The sequence below is a fragment of the Brevibacterium sp. K11IcPPYGO002 genome, from assembly GCF_050920635.1.
Lineage (GTDB): Bacteria > Actinomycetota > Actinomycetes > Actinomycetales > Brevibacteriaceae > Brevibacterium.
The window spans coordinates 193,089-214,467 of the sequence record NZ_CP131929.1 but is presented as its reverse complement, the minus strand read 5'-3'; the positions used below and the strand labels follow the sequence as shown (position 1 = coordinate 214,467).

The following is a 21,379-nucleotide window of genomic DNA, read 5'->3' as shown; positions in this document are numbered from 1 at the left end:
CCTAGCCCAGAATCCCGACAGGCAGGTACACGGCGAGTCCGAAGACGAACGCCGCGTAGACCAGGACCGCGAAGACGACGGAGAAGATGAGATTGCGGATCCACTTCTCCGGCGCGTAGATGCTGGTCAGCCCCATGAGGAACGCCGCCGTCGACAGCAGGAAGCCGACGGGGATGAGGATCGCCAGGTAGACGAAGAAGAGCGCGAACTGGAACACGACCTTGCGCACCTGCGGTTCCGGCGGAGCATCGAGAACGACCCCGCCGACCGCTTCGTCCGTACCTGCCGTCTCCAGGGACGACTCCCCCGCCGAGGCGGCGCTTCGGTCCGTGTCTCCGCTCACCGAGGCGCTCCCGCCGCCCGCGTCGGAGCCGGGCACGGACCCCGTGCCCGCCTCAGCGGACCCCGCGGACCCGGGCCCCGCCTCGGCGAGGGTGTCCTTCCGGTGCCGGACGACGGCCTGCCCGGCGAGGAAGAGGCCGAGCACGACGAGCCCGATGCCGACGATGGCGGGGAAGGTGCGCGGGGTGACGATGTTCGCGGTCTCCTGGATGGAGAACGTCGCGATGTAGTAGACCGCGCCGATGACGGCGACGGCGCCGCCGGTGACGAGGTCGGTGCGGTGAGCGGTCATTTGCTGTTGCCCAGGTCGGTTTCCTTCACGCCTTCTTCCACCGTCTTCGCAGCGTCGTCGACGTAGGCCTGAGCTTCGTCTCCGGTGTGGAATTCGGTGGCCCACTGGTTGTTCTTCAACGTCTCCTGCCAGGCGTCGGACTTGCTCACGTCCTCGAGTGCTGTGGCCCAGAAGTCCACGGCTTCCTGCGGCATTTCGGCGGGTCCGTAGACTCCGCGCCAGTTGCCCAAGGTCACGTCGTAGCCGGAGTCCTTCGCGGTGGGCACCTCGTCGAAGGGGGCGGCGAGCGGCTTCTGCGCGAAGGTGACGAGCGGTTCGATGTCGCCGGATTCGATGACGGAACGGAATTCGCTCATTCCAGCGATCGCGACCTTCGCGTCTCCGTTGAGCATGGCCGTGGTCTGTTCGCCGCCGCCGTCGTAGTTGACGAAGTTGATGTCGGCCGGGTCGATGCCGGCTTCCTTCGCGAACAGCGCGAACGGCAGGGTGTCGTCTCCGGCGGCCGCGACGGTGACCTTCTGCGGGTCGTCCTTGAGGGCCTTGACCAGGGCGTCGAGGTCCTTGAAGTCCCCGTCCTTCGGGGTCACGACCATGAAGTCCTCGACGTAGAGGGTGGCGATGAGGGTTGCGTCCTCGGGGCCGAACTTGCACAGGTTGCGCGCCTTCATCGTCTGACTGGCCAGGGAGGTGATCGCGATCTGGTCGTCTTTGCCCTTCTCCTGCTGCATCATCGACGTCAGCCAGGAGCAGCCGGTGCCGCCGGGCTTGTTCTGCACGGGCAGCGGAGTGGAGACGATGTCTTCCTTCTGCAGCGCCTCGACGAGAGCGCGGGCCGTGGTGTCCCAGCCGGATCCGGGTTCGGCCGGAGCGGTGACCGAGACCGGCCCCTTCGGATAGTCCCCGCCTTCGCCCGGAGGCTGCGCCTTGTTCCCGCAGGCGGTGGCGACGAGGGCGACCGTGGCGAGCACGGCCCCGATCTTCGCCGCGCGCTTGCGCGTATTCGCCCGTCCTGTCTTCGCCGAGGCGGCTGTCCGTGTCCGTGTGATCGTCGTTGATCGCATGAGCTGTTCCCCTTGTGTGTTCGGTTCTCGATATTTGGTGGTGTGCTGGTGGGTCTGATGCCTGCGGGATGGGTGCCGAGCTGTTCGGAACTCCTCCGCCCGGAGCCGGTGCTCCGCTGACTGAGCTGTCAGTCCAGACGGTGCTCGTCGGGCTGGGGTCCGTCGGCCGGTGGACCCGTCGGCACCGCCGGACCGTCCCGGTAGTGGCCGTTGTGACGACCGGGTTCGGGCACAGCGCTGCGCAGACCCAGCCGAGACCCGTCGAAGGTCAACGGCAGCAGCGGCACTTCGACGCTGGTCCCACTCGGCAGCCCGGTGTGGGCGAGCGCTCCGGAGGCCACGAGGTGCGGATCGGAGGTGAGGTCTGCGGGGGTGTTGACCGGGGCCACGGGCAGGCCGCGGCGCGTGCATTTCTCTTCGATCTCGGCCAGGCTCAGCTGGGACAGTGCGGCTTGGAGTTCTGCGTGGATGCGGTCGCGTTGGTCGACTCGCCCCTGGTTGGTCAGCATGTCCGGATCGGCGGCGAGTCCGATCAGCCCGAATTCGTCGCAGAGGTCACGCCACTGCCCGTCGGAGACGGCGGCGACGAAGACCTGGTTGTCGTGCGAGTCACGGAAGATGTCGTAGACGGCCCACGTGGCCTGCCGGGTCGGCATCGGCCGCGGTGGTTCGCCGCTGATCTGGGACTGCGCCATATGGGTGCCGACGAGGAAGGCGTTGTTCTCGAACAGTGCGGAATTGATGAGTTTTCCGCGCCCCGTGGTCTCGCGCACCCGCAGTGCCGACTGGATGCCGATGACGCCGAACATTCCGCCCATGATGTCGTTGACGCTGGCGCCGGCGCGCAGCGGCTGCCCGGGCGGGCCGGTCATATAGGCCAGTCCGCCGAGCATCTGCACGACCTCGTCGAGGGCGGCCCGGTTCCCGTAGGGGCCGGACAGGAACCCCTTGAGCGAGCAGTAGATGAGTCCGGGGTTCCGGGCGGACAGCTCCTCGTATCCGAATCCGATCGATTCCATCTTTCCGACGCGGAAGTTCTCGAGCAGGACATCGGCGGAGTCGATGAGGTCGAGGACGCGGTCACGGTCGGCCGCCTCGGCGATATCGAGTTGGACGCTGTGTTTGTTGCGGTTGAACGCGGGGAACAGCCCGGATCCGGACCCGGGCAGGTAGCGGGTCTTGTCGCCGGCTCCGCGGGGTTCGACCTTGATGACCTCGGCGCCGAGGTCGGCCAGGATCATCCCGCAGCTCGGCCCCATGACCATGTGGGAGAACTCGATGACGCGGATGCCTTCGAGCGGCAGCGGTTCTGCGGTTGAGTCCGCAGGGTTCGCGGCGGGGGTGTCGTCGGTCATCTCACGCCCTCGCCGAGGCGGCCGCGAACCGGTCGTCGAAGACCGCGGGGGTCGCGGGGATGTCCGACAGGCTCGAGGTCAGGTCGTGGCCGACGGCGGCGATGAGGGGGTCGCGCACCTCGGTGAGCGCCTCGACGTCGACGCCGGTGGCCACGCCTTCGCGGTGGAGGAGGTGGACGAGGTCGTCGGTGCCGATGTTGCCGGCAGCACCCGGGGCGAAGGGGCAGCCGCCGAGTCCGCCCATCGCGGCGTCGAAGTTCGAAATCCCCAGGTCGAGGGCGGCGGCGACGTTGGCCATGCCGAAGTTGTAGGTGTCGTGGAGGTGGAGGTTGACGGGTTTGCCCGGGAAAGCGGCGAGGACCGCCGAGGTGTTGCGGCGGACCAGCGATGGGCTGGCGTTGCCGATGGTGTCGGCCACCCCGATTCCGTGTGCTCCGGCGTCGACGAAGGGGCGGAGGACCTCGACGAGGTGGTCAGCTTCGGTGATGCCGTCGAAGGGGCAGATGAAGCTCACGGCTGTCGTGATGTCGAAGCGAAGCCCCTGGTCACGGGCGAAGTCGGCGGCGTCCATGAGGCGGTCGGACGACTCGGCGATGGAGGCGTCGGAGTTCGCTTTCGAGTGCCCTTCGGAGGCCGAGAGGACGAGTTTGATGTTCTTCGCGCCTGCGTCGACGGCCCGCTGGGCGCCCTTGAGGTTGAAGACGAGGGTGTAGAACTCGACTCCGTTGTCTTGGTGCGGAGCCAGGCGGCGCAGCAGCTCGTCGGTGTCGGCCATCTGCGGGACCTTCTTCGGATTGACGAAGGAGCCGACCTCGATGTGGTTGAGGCCTGCGCCGATGAGCTTTTCGGCCAGGGCGACCTTGGCATCGGTGGGCACGATCGCTTTTTCGATCTGCAGCCCGTCGCGCAGAGTGGTGTCGAGGATGTCAACGGTTGTTGGCCGGACCATGGGACTCCTTCACACATGTTCCCGAATAGCGGGAAACGAATCGTCGCCGCGCTCCAGTGTGCGGCGTCACATTCGTTATACATGGCTCTCTGCGCGCGAAACAGAGTTTGTTCGGCATGTGAGAGGGCAATGAGAATCGCCTGTGTCCAGTCCCGTTTATCGGGAAGCCTAGGACTTCGGCCGGTATGTCTGGATCGCGTGACCTGCTTCGAGTTCACTGCGATCGACGAGTTCGAGGTCGACGACGTCGCTCAGTCCGGCGAAGAGGTAGGGACCGTGGCCGGCGATGCAGGGATGGATGACGAACTCGAACTCGTCGATGAGGCCGAGTTCGGCGAGAGCCAGCGGCAGCGTCACTCCCCCGACCGCGAGTCCCGTCACGGATTGCTCCTTGAGTTCGCGGACAGCGGTGGCGAGATCGCCGCGGATGAGTTCGGAGTTCCAATCGACGCGCTCCAAGGTGCTCGAGACGACAAATTTGCGGGCCGGGTCGATGGCCGCGACGAACGGGTCGAGGTCCGCCTCCGGGGTCGTGTCACCCTCGGGCCGACGCCAGGCGTCTTCCATCATCTGGTAGGTGATGCGGCCGAAGATCAGGCCGTCGGCACGCTTGAGATTGTTCGCATGGTGGCGGTGGAAGTCGTCGCTGATGACCCCCACGCGATGATCGCAGCAGCCGTCGACGGTGACGTTGATCGAGTACCTCAGCTCGCCCATGGCTCAAGAGTAGACCTGGGATGTCTCCGACGGTAGTGGTTTCGGCGTTCAGTCCTCGCCGCTGTCGTGGTCTAAGTCCGGAGATGCATTCTGCTCCGGTGCCAGCCCCAGCCATGACAGCACTTCGTCGGTGTGCTCGCCGAGGTCAGGCCCGAGGTGATCGATGGGGACCGATTCGCCGCCGATGACAGGAGTGATGCCGGGGAAGGCGACGTCTTCGAGCACTTCTTCGCCGGTGGAGACGTCGAGGTTCTGGATCATTCCGCGGGCGTTGAGCTGCCCGTCAGCGACGAGGTCCTCGGCTGTGTAGATGGGCCCGGCCGGAACGCCCACGTCTTCCAGGGTCTCGACGACGTCCTCGACCGAACGCTGCGCGCACCATGCCCCGATGGCCTCGTCGAGTTCGTCACGCCGCTGCCAACGGCCGGCATTCGTCTGCAGGTCGGCATCCTCGGCGAAGTCGGGCCGCTCGATGGCCGTCATCAGTCGGCCGAAGATTCCGTCCCCGTTGCCGGCGATGACCACGGATTTCCCACCGGCGCAGAGGTAGCCGTTCGAGGGCGCGATGCCCTCCATCCGACCGCCGGTGCGGGTGCGGACCTCGCCGAACGCGGAGTAGTCGGGGACAAGGGATTCCATCATGGAGAACATCGCCTCGTTGAGCGCGACGTCGACGGTCCGCTCCGACAGTGAGCCCTTGCCTTCGAAGCCGTGCGCGGATCCGACGACCGCCTCGGCGGCTCCGGCGATCTTCTGCCGCTGTCGGTCGAAGAGCATCATCACGGCACCGAACGCCGCCTGCATCCCGGCGATCGAATCCCCGATCGAGATGCCCACACGAACCGGTGGGCGGTCGGGGTCGCCGACGAGTTCGCGGAAGCCGGAATATCCTTCGGCGACGGCGGCGAATCCGGGCCGGGACGACATCGGTCCGGTCTGGCCGAACGCGGAGATCCGCACGAATACGAGGTCGGGGTTGGCCTCTTCGAGGACGTCTGGGCCGAGTCCCCACTTCTCGAGGGTGCCCGGGCGGAAGTTTTCGAGCAGGATGTCGCTGCGGCGGACGAGTTCGAGCACGGCCTCGCGGCCCTCGTCACTGCGCAGGTCGAGGACGACGGACTTCTTGTTGCGGTTGATCGTGCGGTAGAGCATCGAGGTGCTCCCGGCCTTGAGTCGCCAGTTGCGCAGTTCGTCGCCGGTGCCGGGGCGTTCGACCTTGATCACCTCGGCGCCGAAGTCCGCGAGCATCCGCCCGGCGGTGGGTGCGGCGATGTAGTTGCCGAGTTCGAGGACTCGCACACCGGAAAGGGGAAGTCGGTGCGTGCTCATGACGATGCTCCTAGTTGTGCGTGGTTCGGTTCTCCCATGGTGCCAGGTGTCGGCGCGATCGGCGCGGATATCCGCCGTCCGGGCGGTCGGACGGTCCACCTCGCCGAGGCGGTGCTCAGCTGTTCCGCAGCGTGACCTACGCGCGTTGGCCGAAGGATTCGGTCGGAATCTCAGCCTTCGACCGACCGACCCCGGCACGCACGGCTTCGCAGACCGCAACGACGAGGATGTTGACGCCGAGGCCGATGATGCCTTCGCTGATCGCCCACGGCAACGGCAGCCAGAACGTGTAGGCGATGACGACGATCAGTCCCGCCGCGAGACCGGCGATGATCGAGCGAACACTGAGACGACCGCGGAAGAAGAGAGCCGCGGCGATCGCCGGAGCGAGCTGGTCGAGGCCGGAGAACGTCAGCAGCAGGAGGTTCGCCAGCAGGTCGGGCATGACGATGGCCAGCAGCAGCGACAGGGCAGTGGCGACGACGACGATGATCTGAGTCGCAGTGAACTGATGCCGTTCGGATCTGATCCGGAAGACATTGCGTGAAGCCAGGGTCGAGATACCGATGAGCAGCGCGGCCGAGGGCACCATCGCAGTGGTGATTCCGGCGACGGCGAGGACTCCGATCACCCAATCGGGGAACATCTGTCCGGACAGGTGGAGCAGAGCCGAGTCGGCGTCGGTGTTCCGACCGAGGATGACGACGGCCACGTAGCCGACGATGAGCGGCAGGACGATGAAGGTGTTGTAGATCGGCAGCCACAGGTAGTTCTGGCGCAGCACCGCGGAGCTGCGGGCGGCGAGGATCGGCGGCCACATGTGCGGAAGAGTCACGAAGGCCACGCCGATGGCGCTGATCGCCATGTTCGAGATGTACCAGGGGATGCCGTATTCCTCTGTGCCGTGGACGCTCAGGAGGTCGGGCATGGTGGCAGCGACGGTGTCGAAGACGTTCGTGAATCCGCCGGTGAAATGTATGGGGATCGAGATGCATACGACGAAGAGCATGACGAGCATGAGCGCGTCTTTGAAGTATGCGGTCGTGGCCACGCCTCGCAGGCCCGACCACAGGACGAAGGCGACGACGAGGATGAAGGCGATGACCATTGACCACACGCCCGTCGTTCGGTTGCCGGTGACGAGTTGGACGATGAGGCCGAGTCCGGTGATCTGCAGCTGCAGGTAGGGCAGCAGGAAGATGACTCCGCAGATGCCGGCGATGACTCCGAGGGTGCGCGAGGAGTAGCTGTGTTCGAGGAAGTCGGCCTGTGTCAGGTGTCCGCTTGCTTTGGCCATGCGCCAGATCTTCGGGCCGATGAAGTAGAGGACCAGGTAGCCGAGGGGTACGTAGGGCATCGAGTAGAAGGCGGCGGCGCCTCCCGAGACCACGAGCCCGGCGGTACCGAGGAAGGTGAAGGTGGTGAAGGTTTCGCCGGCCTGAAGCAGCCAGGTGGTGGCCACGCCGAAGCGTCGGCCGCCGACGGTCCACTCGGAGAGGTCGGCATTGGGCTTCTTGCGTCCGATGAACCCGAGAATTGCGACGAGGACGATTCCGCCGAGGGTGACGATCTCGATAGTGCTCATCTCAGCCCTCCCGACCGTTGTCGGGGTGTGCCTGCACTTCCGGTCGGTCTCCGACTTTGGCCGATTCGAGACTCTCGGCTTCTTCGAGGGCAAGGTCGTCGAGGTGGCCCTGCCGTTCGAGATCGGGGCGGGTCTTCTCGATGATCAGGAGGATGCCGGTGACGAGGAGGCTGCCGGGCACACAGGTCCACCACAAGATGGTCGGCAGCCCGAGAAACAGATGTGGGCCGTTGAGAATCGGCAGCCATTGGAGGACGAAGGCGGCGATCACCGGAATGAGACAGAGAACCGCCCAGACCGTGACGCGACCTTTCGTCACCCGTCGTGTATCGGAATCGGGTGTACTCATTGTGCCTCCCGCACTCGTTCGACCGGTCTGCTCGGCCGGCGGTCCGACCACCATGGTCACGACCACGTCCATCTTCTCTCCACAAGCGGTGCTGGACGGTGACGAAATGCCGCTGACAGCAAAGTCGCATTGAAAAGCTGCCTTGGCTGAACATCAGCTGCGGCTTGAGTGAACTTCGCGCAACATTCCTTGAACTCTGTTGTCACCCAGGCTCTGGGTGCCGAAGACTGGCAGACGAGTCGCAGACAGCGATGATTCGTCACCGAATGAGGAGTTGAACATGGAATCGAACGATTTCGCAGGCAACAACGACAGCGGGCAGAACGACTTCGGCAATCAGCAGCAAGGCGGCCCCGAAGGCCACCAGAGCGGCTTCGGCGACCAGGGCGGCCACCAGGGTCAGCCGGGTCAGCAGGCTGACTTCGGCGGCCAGGATCAGCAGACTCAGGGCGGCCAGAACGACAGCGGCTTCGGCGGCGGCGATGATCGCGGCCAGCAGGAGCAGGGACAGCAGCCCGGTGGCTTCGGCGGAGACAACGACCGCGAACAGGGCGGCCAGCCCGGCGGCGGCTTCGACGGCGGCCAGGAACAGGGTCAAGGTGGTTTCGGCGGCGAGCAGGGCGGCTTCGACAAGAACCGCTGATCTCGGCGCTCACCCGATCTGGCGTCGCCTCTGAGCCGCCAATCCACACGCAAGCGGCGCACCATTCATCGGTGCGCCGCTTCGTGCATTCACTCCGTGACGGTCACGACGACCAGCCACTCCAGCCTGGATTCAGAAGAAGTACCCCTTGGGCGGCACGAGCTGCGCGAACTCGACCAACGCCAACAGTCCTCCGACGAGACATCCGGAATAGAGCACAGCGGTGAGTATCCGGATGCGGGCAACGACGATCAGGAACACGAGGGTGAAGACTCCTGACCCCACCAGCATCCCGAACGCGAAGACCACCCAGATGTAGCCGATGATCCACAGCGCGGAGACTCCGACGATCCGCAGTCTTTCTTTCCATTTCTCGTCGAAACGTCCGAAACCCTCGCTCCGGATGCGCATGACATCTCGACTGAGACTGACGAGTGCAAGCACGATCCCGACGGTTCCCACCGCCAGCGGGAACAGCTGCCCGCTGGACGAGAACTCACGCGACATCACGACCACCGCGACGAAGAACACCATTGCCGCACCCGATACGAACAGGTCGAGGAAGCCAGGTACAGACAGGTCGGACTTTTCGGAAAGATGGACGTTCGGATCCTCGTCGACCGTGGCGACCTCGACGCCGGTTCGCGAGCTCACGTTCATGGGCTCCCCCACCGGACGGGCCGACGACGGAGAGTCTGCCTTCGACATACCAATCACGGCGGACGGATCGACCGTAACCGGAGAAGCGTCCGCGCCGAACACGGCCGTTCGTGGGTCGGCACCGCTCGTGGGCCCGTTCCCGTAAGTCTGCGGCGCCGCATTCCTGCGCGTCTTGCCCAGGTAGGCGCGTACCGCGGGAACGGCGATGGCGGTGAGAAGGATGGCGGCGATGACGAGAACGACCGGTCGCGTTGCCCACTCTCCACCGGGGAAGGCATTGACGGTGAGGAAGTAGTAGCGTTCCAGCGGCTCAGCCAATACGAATGCGATGAGGAATGGGGCACGCGGAATATTCACGACCTTGCAGATCCAGCCGATGATGCCGAGCAGGAACATCAGATAGAAGACGTTGAGGTTGAGTGGCTCCTGGAAACCGCTGAGAAAGAGAACGGGGATGAGAGTCGCAGCAAGCAGCGGGAACGAGACGAAGCTCAACTTCGCCAGCGGTCGAGCGAGAAAGAAGGACAGTGCTGCACCGGCCACACTGGCAATGGCGAAGGCCCACACGATGAAGTAGACGAGGTCGAGGTCGTTGGTGATGAGCGTAGGTCCCGGCTGGATTCCGAAGATGAGCAGCACTCCGAGCAAGAGAGCGAAAGGTGCCGCGCCGGGTACTCCGAAGAGCAGGGTCGGGATCAGGGCTCCGGATTCGATGCCGTTGCTGGCGGCCGAGGGAGCGATGACTCCTCGCGGGTCGCCCTTCCCAAATTTCGAGTCGTGTTTCCGGCTGGCGAATGCCTGCGCCTGGCCGTACGCCAACCAGGACCCGGCAGTCGACCCGACGCCAGGCAGAATTCCCACACCCACTCCGACGGCCGAACCGCGTAGGACATCGCCTTTGTTCCGTGCGATGTCTTTGACTCCTTCGCGCCAGCCTCGACCGATGTCGACTTTCCCGTCGGAGACAGATGTCTTCTTCGCCACGAGGTCGATGATCTCGGCAAGGCCGAAGATGCCCAATGCCGCGGCAACCAGGCCGATTCCGTCCGTGAGGAACTCGGATCCGAAGGTGTAGCGATACTCCGCCGACACCGGTGAGACACCCACGAGACCGAGACCCAGGCCGAATACTGAGACGAGGAGACCTTTGATGATGTTGCCTTTGGACAACATGGCAGTGAGAAAGATGCCCATGACGATGAGTCCGAAGATCTCGGGAGATCCGAACGATGTCACCAGCGGAGTGGCTATGGGAATGACGAGCGTGAGCGCCACGATGCCGATGAGACCGCCGAGCATCGAGGCGATGAAGCTCGCCGACAGTGCACGCCCGCCCGCCCCCTTCTTGGCCATCTCGTGGCCATCGAGGAGGAACACTGACGCGGCCGCCGATCCGGGGATTCCGAGAACCACCGAGGTGATGACATCGGAGGTGTGCACCACCGCCACCGCGCCGATGATCATTGCAATCGCCTGATTCGGCTCCAAGACGAAGACGAACGGCAGCAGTACGGCCACCGCCCCGGTACCGCCGAGCCCGGGAATCACCCCAATGACGATCCCGACGACCACCCCCACCACCAGGTACATGAGCATGGTCGGGTCGGCGAAGGCCAATAGAGCTTCGTGTGCTGCGTCAAGCATCTGTCTTACCTCATTTCGTATGTGGATCGAGTCAGTCGAGTACTGCGCCGTACTTGTCGCTGAGCAGTGTTTTGGTGAAGGCGAGGACTTCGTCGTCGAGCTTCATTGCGGCCCGGAACTCATCACGAGCGGCCCTGCCGGAGACCAGACTGTATCCGCCGAGGGCCTCTCCCGCCTCGGCGATGAAGCGGTCGTCGGCATTGAGTTCGTCAACCATCTCGGCATACTTCTCAATCACCGCCGGGTCGGTCCCCGCGTTGGCCCAGAGTCCCTTCTGGTAGAAGAAACCGGGAACGACGAAAGCCTGCAGGGCCCGGAAGGCGGCCGACTCATGCGCTGTGGGCGTCGAGGTCTGAGACTTCTTCGCAAAGATCTCGGTGACGGTCGGGATGTCGGGAATGTTAGGATCGCGCACTACTTCGCCGTCGACGAGGCTGCCGATGGAGAACAGCGGCACGGCCTCCCCCGCTTCGACGAGCGGCTTGACCTGTTTGAGGTAGGACGAGGTCGTCTGGAAATCGAGGTCGGCCTCGCCGCGCTGGACCGCTAACCGAGTGGGACCGCGGCCTTCCATCCCGAAGACGCCTCTGATGTCGGCGCCAAGGGCTTCGAGCGCTAGCAGCGGCACCAAGTCCAATCCGGTCGCCGACATACCGCCGTAGCGATGCTGCCGGGAACCGTCGAAGAGGTCATCGGCACGCGTGATTCCTGTATCTGCGCTCGTCCACAGCACTGCTCCGGTGCCGTTGAGTGCGAGCGGCTCCATCGCCGCGAAGTCGAATTCTGCGACTCTGTGCTCAAGCATGCTCTGGAAGTAAGTCGTCGCCGAGGCGACGAGAGTCTGTCGACCGTTGACGACTTTCGCTCGTGCGTATGCGTTGGTGCCGGTGATCGATTCGCCTCCGGGAATGTTCTCGATCTGATACCGGTCGACCTCCCTCTGCAGCGAAGCGAAGTACGGCGTGATGAAGCGTGCCCAGGTGTCGGTTCCCCCACCGGCAGAATAGGGAACGACCACGTCGACGATTCCTTTGCCCGAGGGTTGGAAAGCCGTCTGCGTGGGAGCACATCCAGCGAGTGCCGCCAGCGCGCCGAGGCCGCCAAGCCCGAAAACCGATCTCCGGGAGATGATGGTGTCATTGAAGTGCCGCACTGCACTTGTCCTTTCACAGGTGGATTGAACGTCGCTGTTCTCGGAGTTGGGACAGGAGGGTCCTGCCCAGTTGGAGTCGTCAGAGCATCGGCACCGGCAGCCTGGCATGGGCTAAGGTGCGCGCGGTTCGGCGGACGGTGACCAGACGCCCTTCCGGCCTCTCGCGGACGCGAGTTTCGATGACCCCCGAGGGGATTCTGATGCGAAGGCGGTCCGAGATTCCGCTTCGCAGCGATTGGGCGACGGTCGTGCCCGCAGTCAGTGCGGCAACCGTCACCCCGACACTGCCCGTGATCGGCATCGCCGGGTGGGCTGACCCCATCGACAACATCAGGATCTGCAAGTCGGCGTCAGCATCGGCTGTTGGTCCGACGACTCCGAGTTTGGGAATGGCGCGCTCGGCCTCGGACTCAGAGTCAACGAGCCCCATGACCACTGCGGCTCGCAGCCGCAAATCCTCAAGTTCGGAGAGTCGGTCGCCGATGAGGTTCGGCCAGGTGTCGAATGCCGACACGTCCAGTCCGAGGTCGTGTGCATCGATCATCGCGAGTGGAGCTCCTGCGTCGATCATGGTGGCACGTACCGTCTCGCCTCGTCGGTTCTGCAACAGCGACTGCGGCACGCCAGCAGGCAGCAGTTCGCCGGTGGTCAGCCCCTCAGGCGATTCGAAGCCCAGATCCACCCTATGGCCGGCGAAGACGGTTCCCGGGATCGTCTCGGATCCGTGAACGGGAAGACGTCGCCCCGGTGTGGGGATGGTCTGAATGATGACCTGGTCGGTATTGGTGTTACGAGTCCGGACCTCGGTCACGTCAGAATCGGGTACGACCCACCCCTGCTCGATCGCGTAGAGACCCACTGCTGCCGAACAGTTGCCGCAGTTGCTGCCCCAGTCGACTCGAGCTTCGTCGATACGCACCTGCGCAAAGGTGTAGGTGACATCGCAGTCGTCTTCTGAGCTGCGCTCGACGATGAGTGCCTTGCTCGTCGTCGATGTACCGCCTCCGACCCCGTCGAGCTGCCGCGGGTCGGGACTGCCGAAGATTCTCGGCAACAGCACATCGGCAGGGATTCCGTAGCTGTCGAGTGCAGCTGCGTCGAACGTCCAGCACTTGCTGGTGCCTCCGCGCATCCACCGCGCATCAACGAGCTGCTGTGTCGAATCTCTGAGGGTCGCTGTCATAGCACCAATAGTGGCGATGCTATGTTTGAAGCACAATGTCGCAGATCTGATTATGACCTAACCAATTCTGCATTCTTCTTTCAAATAATCGGCAGATTCGCCACCAGAACGCTGTATCAAACGCTTCGATTCCGCGACCAACTTGAAGATGGACGATTTCACTTATACTTAAGCTATGCTTCATTCATGGCGACCTTCGATACGAAAAGACTTGAGATATTCGTCGAAACCGTGAACAACGGGTCGATCACAGCAGCCGCGGAGCTTCTCGGCTCCACCCCTTCAGCTGCGTCTCAGCAGCTGCGTCGACTCGAGCAGGAGACCGGACAACCGCTCCTGCGTCGACGGTCACGCGGCGTGGTTCCGACCGAGGCAGGCATGATCCTCGCCGCTCATGCGCGGAAGATCCTCAACCGGATGTCCGCCGCGCAGGCCGACCTCGACGACCTCACCCATGGGCGCCGAGGCTCGTTGGTCATCGGCGCCTTCCCGACGGTAGCGTCGTCTTTTCTGCCCCTGGTCATCGAACGCTTCAGCAGTCAGTATCCTTCGGTGTCCCTGTCCATCAGAAGCACACGCATCGACCAGCTCGTCTCGGACCTCGAAACGGGCCAGACCCATCTCGCCCTGCTGTGGGACCACCCATGGCGGCCGCTGGACGTCGAGGGGATCAGGACAGAGGACCTCTTCAGCGAGTCATTCGTCGTGCTCGCCTCTCGTCATCATCGGTTGGCCGAGGTTTCGGATGTGAGCATGCGGGAGCTCGCCGATGAATCGTGGGTGGTCCGGGCAGAGAAACATCCGGTCGTCGAAGTGCTCGATCGTGCAGCAATTGCGGCAGGCTTCCATCCGCAGATCGCCATGTATGCCAACGACTACCAGGAGGCCCAGGCGATGGTCAGCGCCGGCATCGGACTCGCCCTGGCACCAATGAGTGCTGTCGAGGCCACCCACCCCGGCGTTCGGGTCCTCAGCCTCGGCGAAGCAGCCCCGGTCCGTCGGATCATGGTTGGCCAGCGTGAAGAGCGAGTGTACTCACCTGCCGAGATGGCGTTTCGGACCACTCTCATCGAAAGCGTCGCTCGCCGCCGGGCCTCCAGCCGGGTCACGCCGTGACGGTCACGACTTGACGGTGCCGGCCGAGTCCCTCGAGCTCGAGTTCGACGACGTCGCCGTCGGCCAGATATGGGTATTTGCCCGACAGCGCGACTCCCTGCGGGGTGCCGGTGAGGATGACGTCTCCCGGCTCGAAGGCCATCGCCTGGCTGAGCTGGAAGATGATCTCGCCGACGGAGAAGATGAGGTCGCTCGTCGACGAATCCTGGCGAGCTTCGCCATTGACCCAACTGCGCAGCCGCAGGTCACCGGGGTCCACCTCGGCGGCGGGGCGGATCCACGGGCCGAGCGGTGTGAACCCGGGCAGGTTCTTCCCCTTCGACCACTGGCCTCCGGACTCTTCGATCTGCAGGCGACGTTCGGACAGATCGTTGCCGAGCACGTACCCGGCCACGTGGTTGAGCCCCTCCCTCGCCGAGGCGACCCTGAAGGTCCGTGATCCGATGACCACTCCGAGTTCGACCTCCCAATCGGCTTTCGTCGCATCCGGCGGCAGTTCGATCGGGTCGGTGGGCCCTGCGATGGTCGAGGGCATCTTGAAGAAGATGACGGGGCGCTCGGGAGGTTCGGCTCCGGCCTCACGAGCATGCGCGGCATAGTTCATGCCCACGCACACGATGGCAGACGGCCTGGTCAGCGGTGCTCCGACGCGCATCTCATCGGCACCGTCGAGCGCCTTGAGCTCTCCAGCGGCGAGCGCCTTTCGGACTCGTTCGATGCCGTCAGCGGCAAAGAAGTTCGGGTCGATGTCATCGGTCAGCGGGCGGAGGTCGAAGCAGACTCCGTCGTGACGGACTGCAGGAATCTCGTGTCCGATCGGTCCCAGTCGCAGCAGTTCCATGCGGTTCCTCTCTACTAGCTCTAGGCCACGTCATTGTTACCTGCAGTCAGGCTAGCGAGACTGCCTGCGCTAATTTGGAATTGTTCAAGTATTGGACACTCGCGGCATCGAAGCTCCCACCGAGCTCGACCGTCATACGGTCTGCTGGCGGATGTAATCGGCCTTCGCTCGACGGGGTACGACGACGATCGGCACCGGAGAGTTCTGCAGGATCCGCATCGCGTGGCTGCCGAGCGAGACTCGCTTGAGCGCACCCAGCCCGGAGGACCCGAGCATCATCACTTCCGGGTGCTTCCACTCGACAGCCCCGAGGGCCGCAGCCCAATCGGCGCCCGTTCCCACGACGACGTCCGTCTCACCAGGTTTGATGTGCAGCTGTTCGATCGAGCACAGGATCTTATCCGTGTCGCGCTGGACGGTCTTCGTCCACTCGTCGATGACGCGCGACTCCATATCGAAGGGCACGTTCGCCGAGGCGACCACGCGCGAACGCGGTGCGAACGAGGCGATGCGGAACGGCACGTCCGACTCCGCCGAGACCATCGCAGCACCGAGGATGAGATCCGCCGAGGTGGACGACCCCGAATACGCGGCCGTGATCCGCTCCAGCCGCGCCCCCTCCGAGGCCTGGAACCCGGCCGGAGCCAGGGCCACCGGCAGTCGTGCACTGTGCAGCAGACCGTTCGACACCGACCCGAGCGCGATCTTGCCCGACTTCCCCTCTGCCGACGGGCCGACGACAAGTCGATAGGCATCGGTCTTCTCACACATCTCGAGCAGACCGCGCCGTGACGACCGCGCAGAGTGGAGGACGCATTCGGACTCGATATCGCTGGGAATGAGCGCACGCGCTTCGTCGAGTGCCGCCTCGGCGACGGTGCGGAATCTCTTCTCATACTGGCTCTCGAAGTGCACGGGTGCCATCGGAAAAGCGGCGGAGTCGACAGCCGTCGCGACGATCCGGCGCCGATAGGTCCGGGCGAGGACGATCCCCAGTTCGACGGCAGCGCGGTTGTCCTGACCTGGGGCAAGACCGACGACAATGCTCATTTGGATCCTCCTGTGGAGTCCGTTCCGGCGGAATCGGAATTGGTGGGCCCCGCCTCGGCGAGCTGTTTGCCGAGGACCGAGGACTTACGGCCGAAGATGACGTACAAGCCCAGGATAAAGGCGGTCCAGATGACGAAGACGACAATCGTGATGACCTGCAGGCTCGAGATGATCCAGAAGCAGCCGATGATCGAGAGCACCGGCAGGACGGGATAGAACGGGACCTTGAAGCCGCGTTCGAGGTTCGGTTCGCGCACGCGGAGGATGATCACGGCCAGGGACACGACGACGAAGGCGACGAGGGTGCCGATCGAGGTCATCTCGGCGAGGAAGTTGAGCGGGATGAACCCCGCGAGTATCGCGATGACGACGGTGACGACGATCGTGCCCTTGACCGGGGTGAGCGTGCGGGGATTGACGTCGCGAAAGAGCTTGGGCATCATTCCGTCGCCGGCCATCGTGAACAGGATTCGGGACTGGCCGTATATGGAGACCAGGGTGACGGAGAAGATCGAGATCACCGCACCGGCGGCGACGATCGTGCCGGGCCACTGCGAGCCGACGATGTTCTCGAGAATGGCCGACAGGCCGGCGGTCTGACCGTCGAATTCCTCCCACGGCTGGGCAGACAGGGCGGCGACGGCGACGAGGACGTAGACGGAGGTGACGATGATGAGGGCGGCGATGAGGGCTCTGGGCATCGTCTTCTTCGGGTTCTTCGTCTCATCGCCGGCGGTGGCGACGGCGTCCATGCCGACATAGCTGAAGAAGATCAGGCCCGATCCGGCGACGACTCCGGAGATGCCGAAGGGCGCGAAGTCAGCGAAGTTGTTCGAGTCCCAGCCGGTGACGCCGACGCAGATGAAGAAGATGAGGACGCCGACCTTGAGACAGACCATGATCGCATTGACGACGATGGACTCGCCGGTGCCGCGGACCAACAGGAAGCAGCACATCGCGAGCAGCAGGATCGCCGGGAGGTTGACGATGCCGCCTTCCTCGGGAGCGTAGGCCAGGGCGTGCGGGATCTCGAATCCGAAGAGGTTGAACAGCAGCTGGTTGACGTACTGCGACCAACCGACCGCGACGGCAGCTCCCGCGACGCCGTATTCGAGGAGGAGGCAGGCGGCCACACCCATCGCCGGCAGCTCGCCAAGGGTCGCGTACGCATATGAATAGGAGGAACCGGACACGGGGACGGAGCCGGCGAGTTCGGCGTAGCAGATGACTGCGAGACCGGCGACGACACCGGCAACGACGAATGACCAGATCACTGCCGGTCCCGCCACGGGCACGGATTCGGAGAGGATGAAGAAGATGCCGGTGCCGATCGTCGACCCGACGCCGACCATCGTCAGCGAGAACAGCCCGATGGTGCGCTTGAGGTCGGTCTCGACGTCTTCCTTCTGCCGCGGAACCGGTTTGATCCGGAACAGCTGCTGTCGCAGTGTGGGCATGGTCAACTCCTGACATCATTGTCGGTTCGGTATACCTCGTCGCTTCGACTGTACTTCAGGTTCGCGGCTCCGGCGGCGTCGGAATAGTGAAATCGTGGGTCGGTGCGCGGTTGGGCGCGCAGACCTGCGGTTTGTGCGGATCATGCGGGTCGCGACTCCCTCCCGCATTTGCTACCCGACGGCGGCTGAGCAACCTGGCGCGAGGTTGCTCAGCCGCCGTCGGGTAGTCCTGAAGCGAAGCGGACGAGGTATCCGAACTTTATTCAACCAAACAGTTGACTACCGTGCACAGCCAGGTCTACGCTTCTAATCAACCGCAAGGTTGAATATCAGTTTCGATCGCGCTGCACGGGAGGCTCATATGGCCGATCAACTGTCCAAGGTCTTCGCCGCCCTGGCCGACCCGACGAGACGGGACATGGTGGCCCGCCTCAGCGTCGCGGATTCGACGGTGAACGAACTCGCCGAACCCTACGACGTGAGCCTGCAGGCCGTATCGAAACATCTCAAGGTGCTCGAGGACTCCGGACTGGTCTCCCGCACCCGCGACGCCCAGCGCAGACCGGTCCACCTCGAAGACAATGTGTTCGATCTGATGACGAAATGGATCGAAAGATACAAGCAGCAGGCAGAGGAACGCTACCAGCGCCTCGACGCCGTCCTCGAAGCGATGAACGCGGACGAGGAAATGAACGACCCGGACTCGAGCGCCGCCTCGGCGAGGGGATCCGATGACTCAGCACCACACTCAACCGACAGAAAATCACGCAAAGGAGCATGACATGACCACAACGGACACCGCAGCCGACTATTCGACTCTCAAGCTCGACGTCCCCGAGGGGGTGCAGACCGTGTCGATCACCCGCGATTTCGCCGCCACGCCGGACAAAGTGTTCCGGGCTCACATCGACCCCGAAGTGTTCGTCAAGTGGTGCGGACCGGACTCGATCACGAACACGATCCGCGAATGGAATGCGACGACCGGCGGGAACTGGAGCTACGTCTCGACCGACGATCGCGGCGAGTACGCGTTCTTCGGCTCCTTCCACGAGGTGCGGGAGAACGAGCGCATCGTCCAGACCTTCACCTTCGAGGGTTTTCCGGACGCGGTCAATCTCGAGATTCTCACGCTCACCGACCTCGGTGACGGACGGACCAGGCTGACGTCGACCTCGATCTTCGACTCGGTCGAGTCCCGCGACGGCATGGTCGCCTCGGGCATGGAGCACGGCATCGTCGAGGGCTACAACAAACTCGACCGCCTCCTCGCCTAATTACTACGTGACGGCGGCTGAGCAACCTGGCGCCAGGCTGCTCAGCCGCCGTCAGGTAGTTCTAGCGGGAAGGATCGGACATCATGGCGAAGTAGGAGTCGCGGCTGCGGCGCACGTGCCGGGCCATCACTTCGGCTGCCCGCTCGACTTGACCCGCGTCGATAGCCGCGATGATTTCACGATGCTCGGGCCACGCCTGCGGTCCTCGTCGAGTCACGTTAAGCGAATACAGCCATTCGATCTTGCCCGAGATCTGCCGCAGCAGACTGACAAACGACAGACTCCCACTGAGCTCGGCGATCGCGAAGTGGAATCGCATGTTCAGCACCGCGAGATCCTCGAACCGTTCCTGCTCGATAACAATGTCACCGGCCCCGAGAATGTCGTTGATCTCTTTGCGCTGCTCCCTCCACTTCAGGTCAGGGACATCGCTGGCGTTGAGCGCCGCCGCACGCCTGGCCGCACGCTTCGCCGTCGCCGCCTCAAGCACGATGCGAATCTCAAACAGATCTTCAGCATCCTCGACCGGCGAAGGAGCGACGACCGAACCGCTGTACTTCCGCGATTCGACGAGCCCCTCCGCCTCGAGCGAGCGTAGAGCTTCCCGGATCGGAATCCGGGACACCTCGTACTTCTCAGCCAGCGCCGCTTCACGCAGTTTGGCTCCCGGTTCGAGCCGACCACCGATGATGTCAGCGCGGATCTGGGTTCCAACGCTGCCTCCATGTGCTGAGAGCGATGGCGATGGAGCGGAATCAGACATTGAGCAGACCGGAGCCAGGTACGGCAGCGAGAAGCCGCTGCGTATATTCGGCCTGAGGCCTCTCAATCACATCTTGTGTGGCGCCCGATTCGACGACCTCTCCGCTTTTCATCACAACAACATCGTCTGCCAAGTTAGCGACCACTGCAAGATCATGGGTGATGAACAGGCAACTGACGTCCAAGTCGTTCTGCAGATTCCTCAGCAGATCAAGGATCTGCTCCTGGACCAGCACGTCGAGCGCTGAGACGGCTTCATCACAGATCAGGAGCTCAGGCTCACTGATCAGCGCTCGCGCGATCGCGATCCTCTGACGCTGACCGCCCGAAAGTTCGGACGGCCGCCGCTCAAGCATCGTCTTCGGCAGAGCCACCTGGTCAAGGACATCTGCAACCTTCTTCGACCGATCAGCACGATTGCCGATCTTGAACACGTCAAGAGGCTCCCGAATGATTCGCTCGACGCTCCACATCGGGTTCAGAGAGGAGAAGGGATCCTGGAAGACCGGCTGGCTGAATCGACGCAGAATGCTGCGTTCAGAACGGCTTGTCGCGTCAACATTTCTGCCGCCAGCGAGTACCTCCCCACTCGTCGCTTTCTCCAGCCCCAAGACGATCTTCGCGATCGTCGACTTTCCTGATCCGGATTCACCGATCACCGCGGTGGTCTTTCCACGCCGCGCTGACAGACTCACTCCACGCAGAGCATGAACTTCTCGGCCGCGCCCTCGAAGCTTGTAGACCTTGTGCAGATCATTGATTTCCAAGACCAAGTCCGTGGCTTTCTCGCCATTGCCAGATTCGACAGCATCTGCCGTTTCAACAGCGCTCTCCACCACCAGGCTCGGCGCGGCTTTGACCAGCGACTGAGTGTACTCATGCTGCGGGTTGCCCAAGACCTGCTCGGGAGCGCCGCGCTCAACGACGCGCCCCTGGTGCATGACGAGAATCGTATCCGTCCGCTCCCCCGCCACCCCAAGGTCGTGTGTGACGAACAGGAGGGACATTCCGCGCTCTGTCACCAGCTCCTGCAGGTGATCGAGAATCTGCTTCTGCACTGTCACGTCGAGAGCCGAAGTCGGCTCGTCCGCGATGATCAGATCCGGGTCTCCGGCTAAGGCTATGGCGATGAGCACCCGCTGCCTCATCCCGCCAGAGAATTCGTGCGGGTACGACCGCCGCCGATTCTCTGGGTCGGGGATCCCAGCGTCAGTCATGAGTTCGATGACACGTTTCGTGACCTCTGACGAATTCGTCATCCCGTATGTACGGAGCGCATCGCCGATCTGATCCCCGACTCGCATGCTCGGGTTGAGGCTGGCCATCGGGTCCTGCGGAACAAGAGCAATCGATCGCCCTCGCAGCGCCTGCATTCGCTGACGGCTTGCTCCGACAAGTTCTTCTCCGCGGTACTTCACTGATCCGCTGCTGACCTTTCCAGCACCGGGCAGCAGCCCCAAGATGGCCCCGATGGACGTCGACTTACCCGACCCGGACTGGCCGACCAGAGCCAGACGCTCGCCGGGTTCCAGTGCGAAATTGACGTCGTGGAGCACCGGCGACTCGTAGGAGACCTCGAGTCCCGACACTTCAAGCACGAATTCTTCGACCATCCGT

General features: G+C 63.7%; 20 protein-coding genes. 4 read left to right on the top strand and 16 right to left on the bottom strand.

What is annotated here, in order from left to right; translation table 11 throughout:
• Position 1: 1 nt before the first annotated feature.
• From QYM46_RS00990 to QYM46_RS00955, 8 genes are all read right to left on the bottom strand, one after another.
• Positions 2 to 634, bottom strand: coding sequence for a tripartite tricarboxylate transporter TctB family protein (locus tag QYM46_RS00990; RefSeq protein WP_432790363.1), 633 nt, complete (start codon positions 632 to 634; stop codon positions 2 to 4).
• Positions 631 to 1,695, bottom strand: coding sequence for a Bug family tripartite tricarboxylate transporter substrate binding protein (locus QYM46_RS00985; RefSeq protein WP_432790362.1), 1,065 nt, complete (start codon positions 1,693 to 1,695; stop codon positions 631 to 633). Before QYM46_RS00985 ends, QYM46_RS00990 begins: the two co-directional genes overlap by 4 nt.
• A 128-nt stretch (positions 1,696 to 1,823) precedes the next feature.
• Positions 1,824 to 3,050: a CaiB/BaiF CoA transferase family protein gene (locus QYM46_RS00980; protein ID WP_432790361.1), complete on the bottom strand. Its 1,227-nt coding sequence runs from the start codon at positions 3,048 to 3,050 to the stop codon at positions 1,824 to 1,826.
• Between the two features lies 1 nt (position 3,051).
• Positions 3,052 to 3,999, bottom strand: coding sequence for a hydroxymethylglutaryl-CoA lyase (locus QYM46_RS00975; protein WP_432790360.1), 948 nt, complete (start codon positions 3,997 to 3,999; stop codon positions 3,052 to 3,054).
• Between the two features lie 168 nt (positions 4,000 to 4,167).
• On the bottom strand, positions 4,168 to 4,716 hold the full coding sequence (locus QYM46_RS00970; protein WP_432790359.1) for a dihydrofolate reductase family protein: 549 nt from the start codon (positions 4,714 to 4,716) through the stop codon (positions 4,168 to 4,170).
• A gap of 48 nt (positions 4,717 to 4,764) precedes the next feature.
• Positions 4,765 to 6,045, bottom strand: coding sequence for a CaiB/BaiF CoA transferase family protein (locus QYM46_RS00965; protein WP_432790358.1), 1,281 nt, complete (start codon positions 6,043 to 6,045; stop codon positions 4,765 to 4,767).
• Positions 6,046 to 6,181: 136 nt separating this feature from the next.
• A complete protein-coding gene (locus tag QYM46_RS00960; RefSeq protein WP_432790357.1) occupies positions 6,182 to 7,630 on the bottom strand; it encodes a sodium:solute symporter family protein in 1,449 nt (482 codons plus the stop codon).
• 1 nt (position 7,631) lies between these two features.
• Positions 7,632 to 7,979: a hypothetical protein gene (locus QYM46_RS00955; protein WP_139467812.1), complete on the bottom strand. Its 348-nt coding sequence runs from the start codon at positions 7,977 to 7,979 to the stop codon at positions 7,632 to 7,634.
• 280 nt (positions 7,980 to 8,259) lie between these two features.
• Between QYM46_RS00955 and QYM46_RS00950 the strand changes: the two genes are divergently transcribed.
• Positions 8,260 to 8,622 (top strand): hypothetical protein, encoded by a 363-nt coding sequence (locus QYM46_RS00950; protein WP_432790356.1) that lies wholly within the window; start codon positions 8,260 to 8,262, stop codon positions 8,620 to 8,622.
• 132 nt (positions 8,623 to 8,754) lie between these two features.
• Here QYM46_RS00950 and QYM46_RS00945 read toward each other — a convergent pair whose 3' ends face one another.
• The 3 genes from QYM46_RS00945 to QYM46_RS00935 form a co-directional block, all read right to left on the bottom strand.
• Complete coding sequence (locus QYM46_RS00945; protein ID WP_432790355.1) at positions 8,755 to 10,926, bottom strand: tripartite tricarboxylate transporter permease; 2,172 nt, start codon at positions 10,924 to 10,926, stop codon at positions 8,755 to 8,757.
• 31 nt (positions 10,927 to 10,957) lie between these two features.
• Entirely contained in the window at positions 10,958 to 12,079 is a 1,122-nt protein-coding gene (locus QYM46_RS00940) for a hypothetical protein (RefSeq protein ID WP_432790354.1), read from the bottom strand.
• 79 nt (positions 12,080 to 12,158) lie between these two features.
• Positions 12,159 to 13,262 (bottom strand): PrpF domain-containing protein, encoded by a 1,104-nt coding sequence (locus QYM46_RS00935; protein ID WP_432790353.1) that lies wholly within the window; start codon positions 13,260 to 13,262, stop codon positions 12,159 to 12,161.
• 186 nt (positions 13,263 to 13,448) lie between these two features.
• Between QYM46_RS00935 and QYM46_RS00930 the strand changes: the two genes are divergently transcribed.
• Entirely contained in the window at positions 13,449 to 14,378 is a 930-nt protein-coding gene (locus tag QYM46_RS00930; RefSeq protein WP_432790352.1) for a LysR family transcriptional regulator, read from the top strand.
• Here the strand turns inward: QYM46_RS00930 and QYM46_RS00925 are convergent.
• The 3 genes from QYM46_RS00925 to QYM46_RS00915 all read right to left on the bottom strand — a co-directional run bounded on the left by QYM46_RS00925 (position 14,368) and on the right by QYM46_RS00915 (position 17,726).
• A complete protein-coding gene (locus QYM46_RS00925) occupies positions 14,368 to 15,219 on the bottom strand; it encodes a fumarylacetoacetate hydrolase family protein (RefSeq protein WP_432790351.1) in 852 nt (283 codons plus the stop codon). The genes QYM46_RS00930 and QYM46_RS00925 overlap by 11 nt on opposite strands.
• Positions 15,220 to 15,351: 132 nt before the next feature.
• Positions 15,352 to 16,269 carry a universal stress protein gene (locus tag QYM46_RS00920; RefSeq protein ID WP_432790350.1) on the bottom strand — a complete coding sequence of 306 codons (918 nt, stop codon included), beginning with the start codon at positions 16,267 to 16,269 and terminating at the stop codon, positions 15,352 to 15,354.
• On the bottom strand, positions 16,266 to 17,726 hold the full coding sequence (locus QYM46_RS00915; RefSeq protein ID WP_432790349.1) for an APC family permease: 1,461 nt from the start codon (positions 17,724 to 17,726) through the stop codon (positions 16,266 to 16,268). Before QYM46_RS00915 ends, QYM46_RS00920 begins: the two co-directional genes overlap by 4 nt.
• A gap of 361 nt (positions 17,727 to 18,087) precedes the next feature.
• Between QYM46_RS00915 and QYM46_RS00910 the strand changes: the two genes are divergently transcribed.
• Both QYM46_RS00910 and QYM46_RS00905 read left to right on the top strand, forming a co-directional pair.
• Complete coding sequence (locus QYM46_RS00910) at positions 18,088 to 18,507, top strand: ArsR/SmtB family transcription factor (protein WP_432790348.1); 420 nt, start codon at positions 18,088 to 18,090, stop codon at positions 18,505 to 18,507.
• A 1-nt stretch (position 18,508) separates the two neighbouring features.
• Complete coding sequence (locus QYM46_RS00905; RefSeq protein WP_432790347.1) at positions 18,509 to 19,000, top strand: SRPBCC family protein; 492 nt, start codon at positions 18,509 to 18,511, stop codon at positions 18,998 to 19,000.
• Positions 19,001 to 19,061: 61 nt separating this feature from the next.
• Here QYM46_RS00905 and QYM46_RS00900 read toward each other — a convergent pair whose 3' ends face one another.
• Entirely contained in the window at positions 19,062 to 19,763 is a 702-nt protein-coding gene (locus tag QYM46_RS00900; RefSeq protein ID WP_432790346.1) for a GntR family transcriptional regulator, read from the bottom strand.
• Entirely contained in the window at positions 19,756 to 21,375 is a 1,620-nt protein-coding gene (locus tag QYM46_RS00895; protein WP_432790345.1) for a dipeptide ABC transporter ATP-binding protein, read from the bottom strand. The genes QYM46_RS00900 and QYM46_RS00895 overlap by 8 nt, the downstream gene beginning before the upstream one ends.
• Positions 21,376 to 21,379 lie beyond the last annotated feature (4 nt).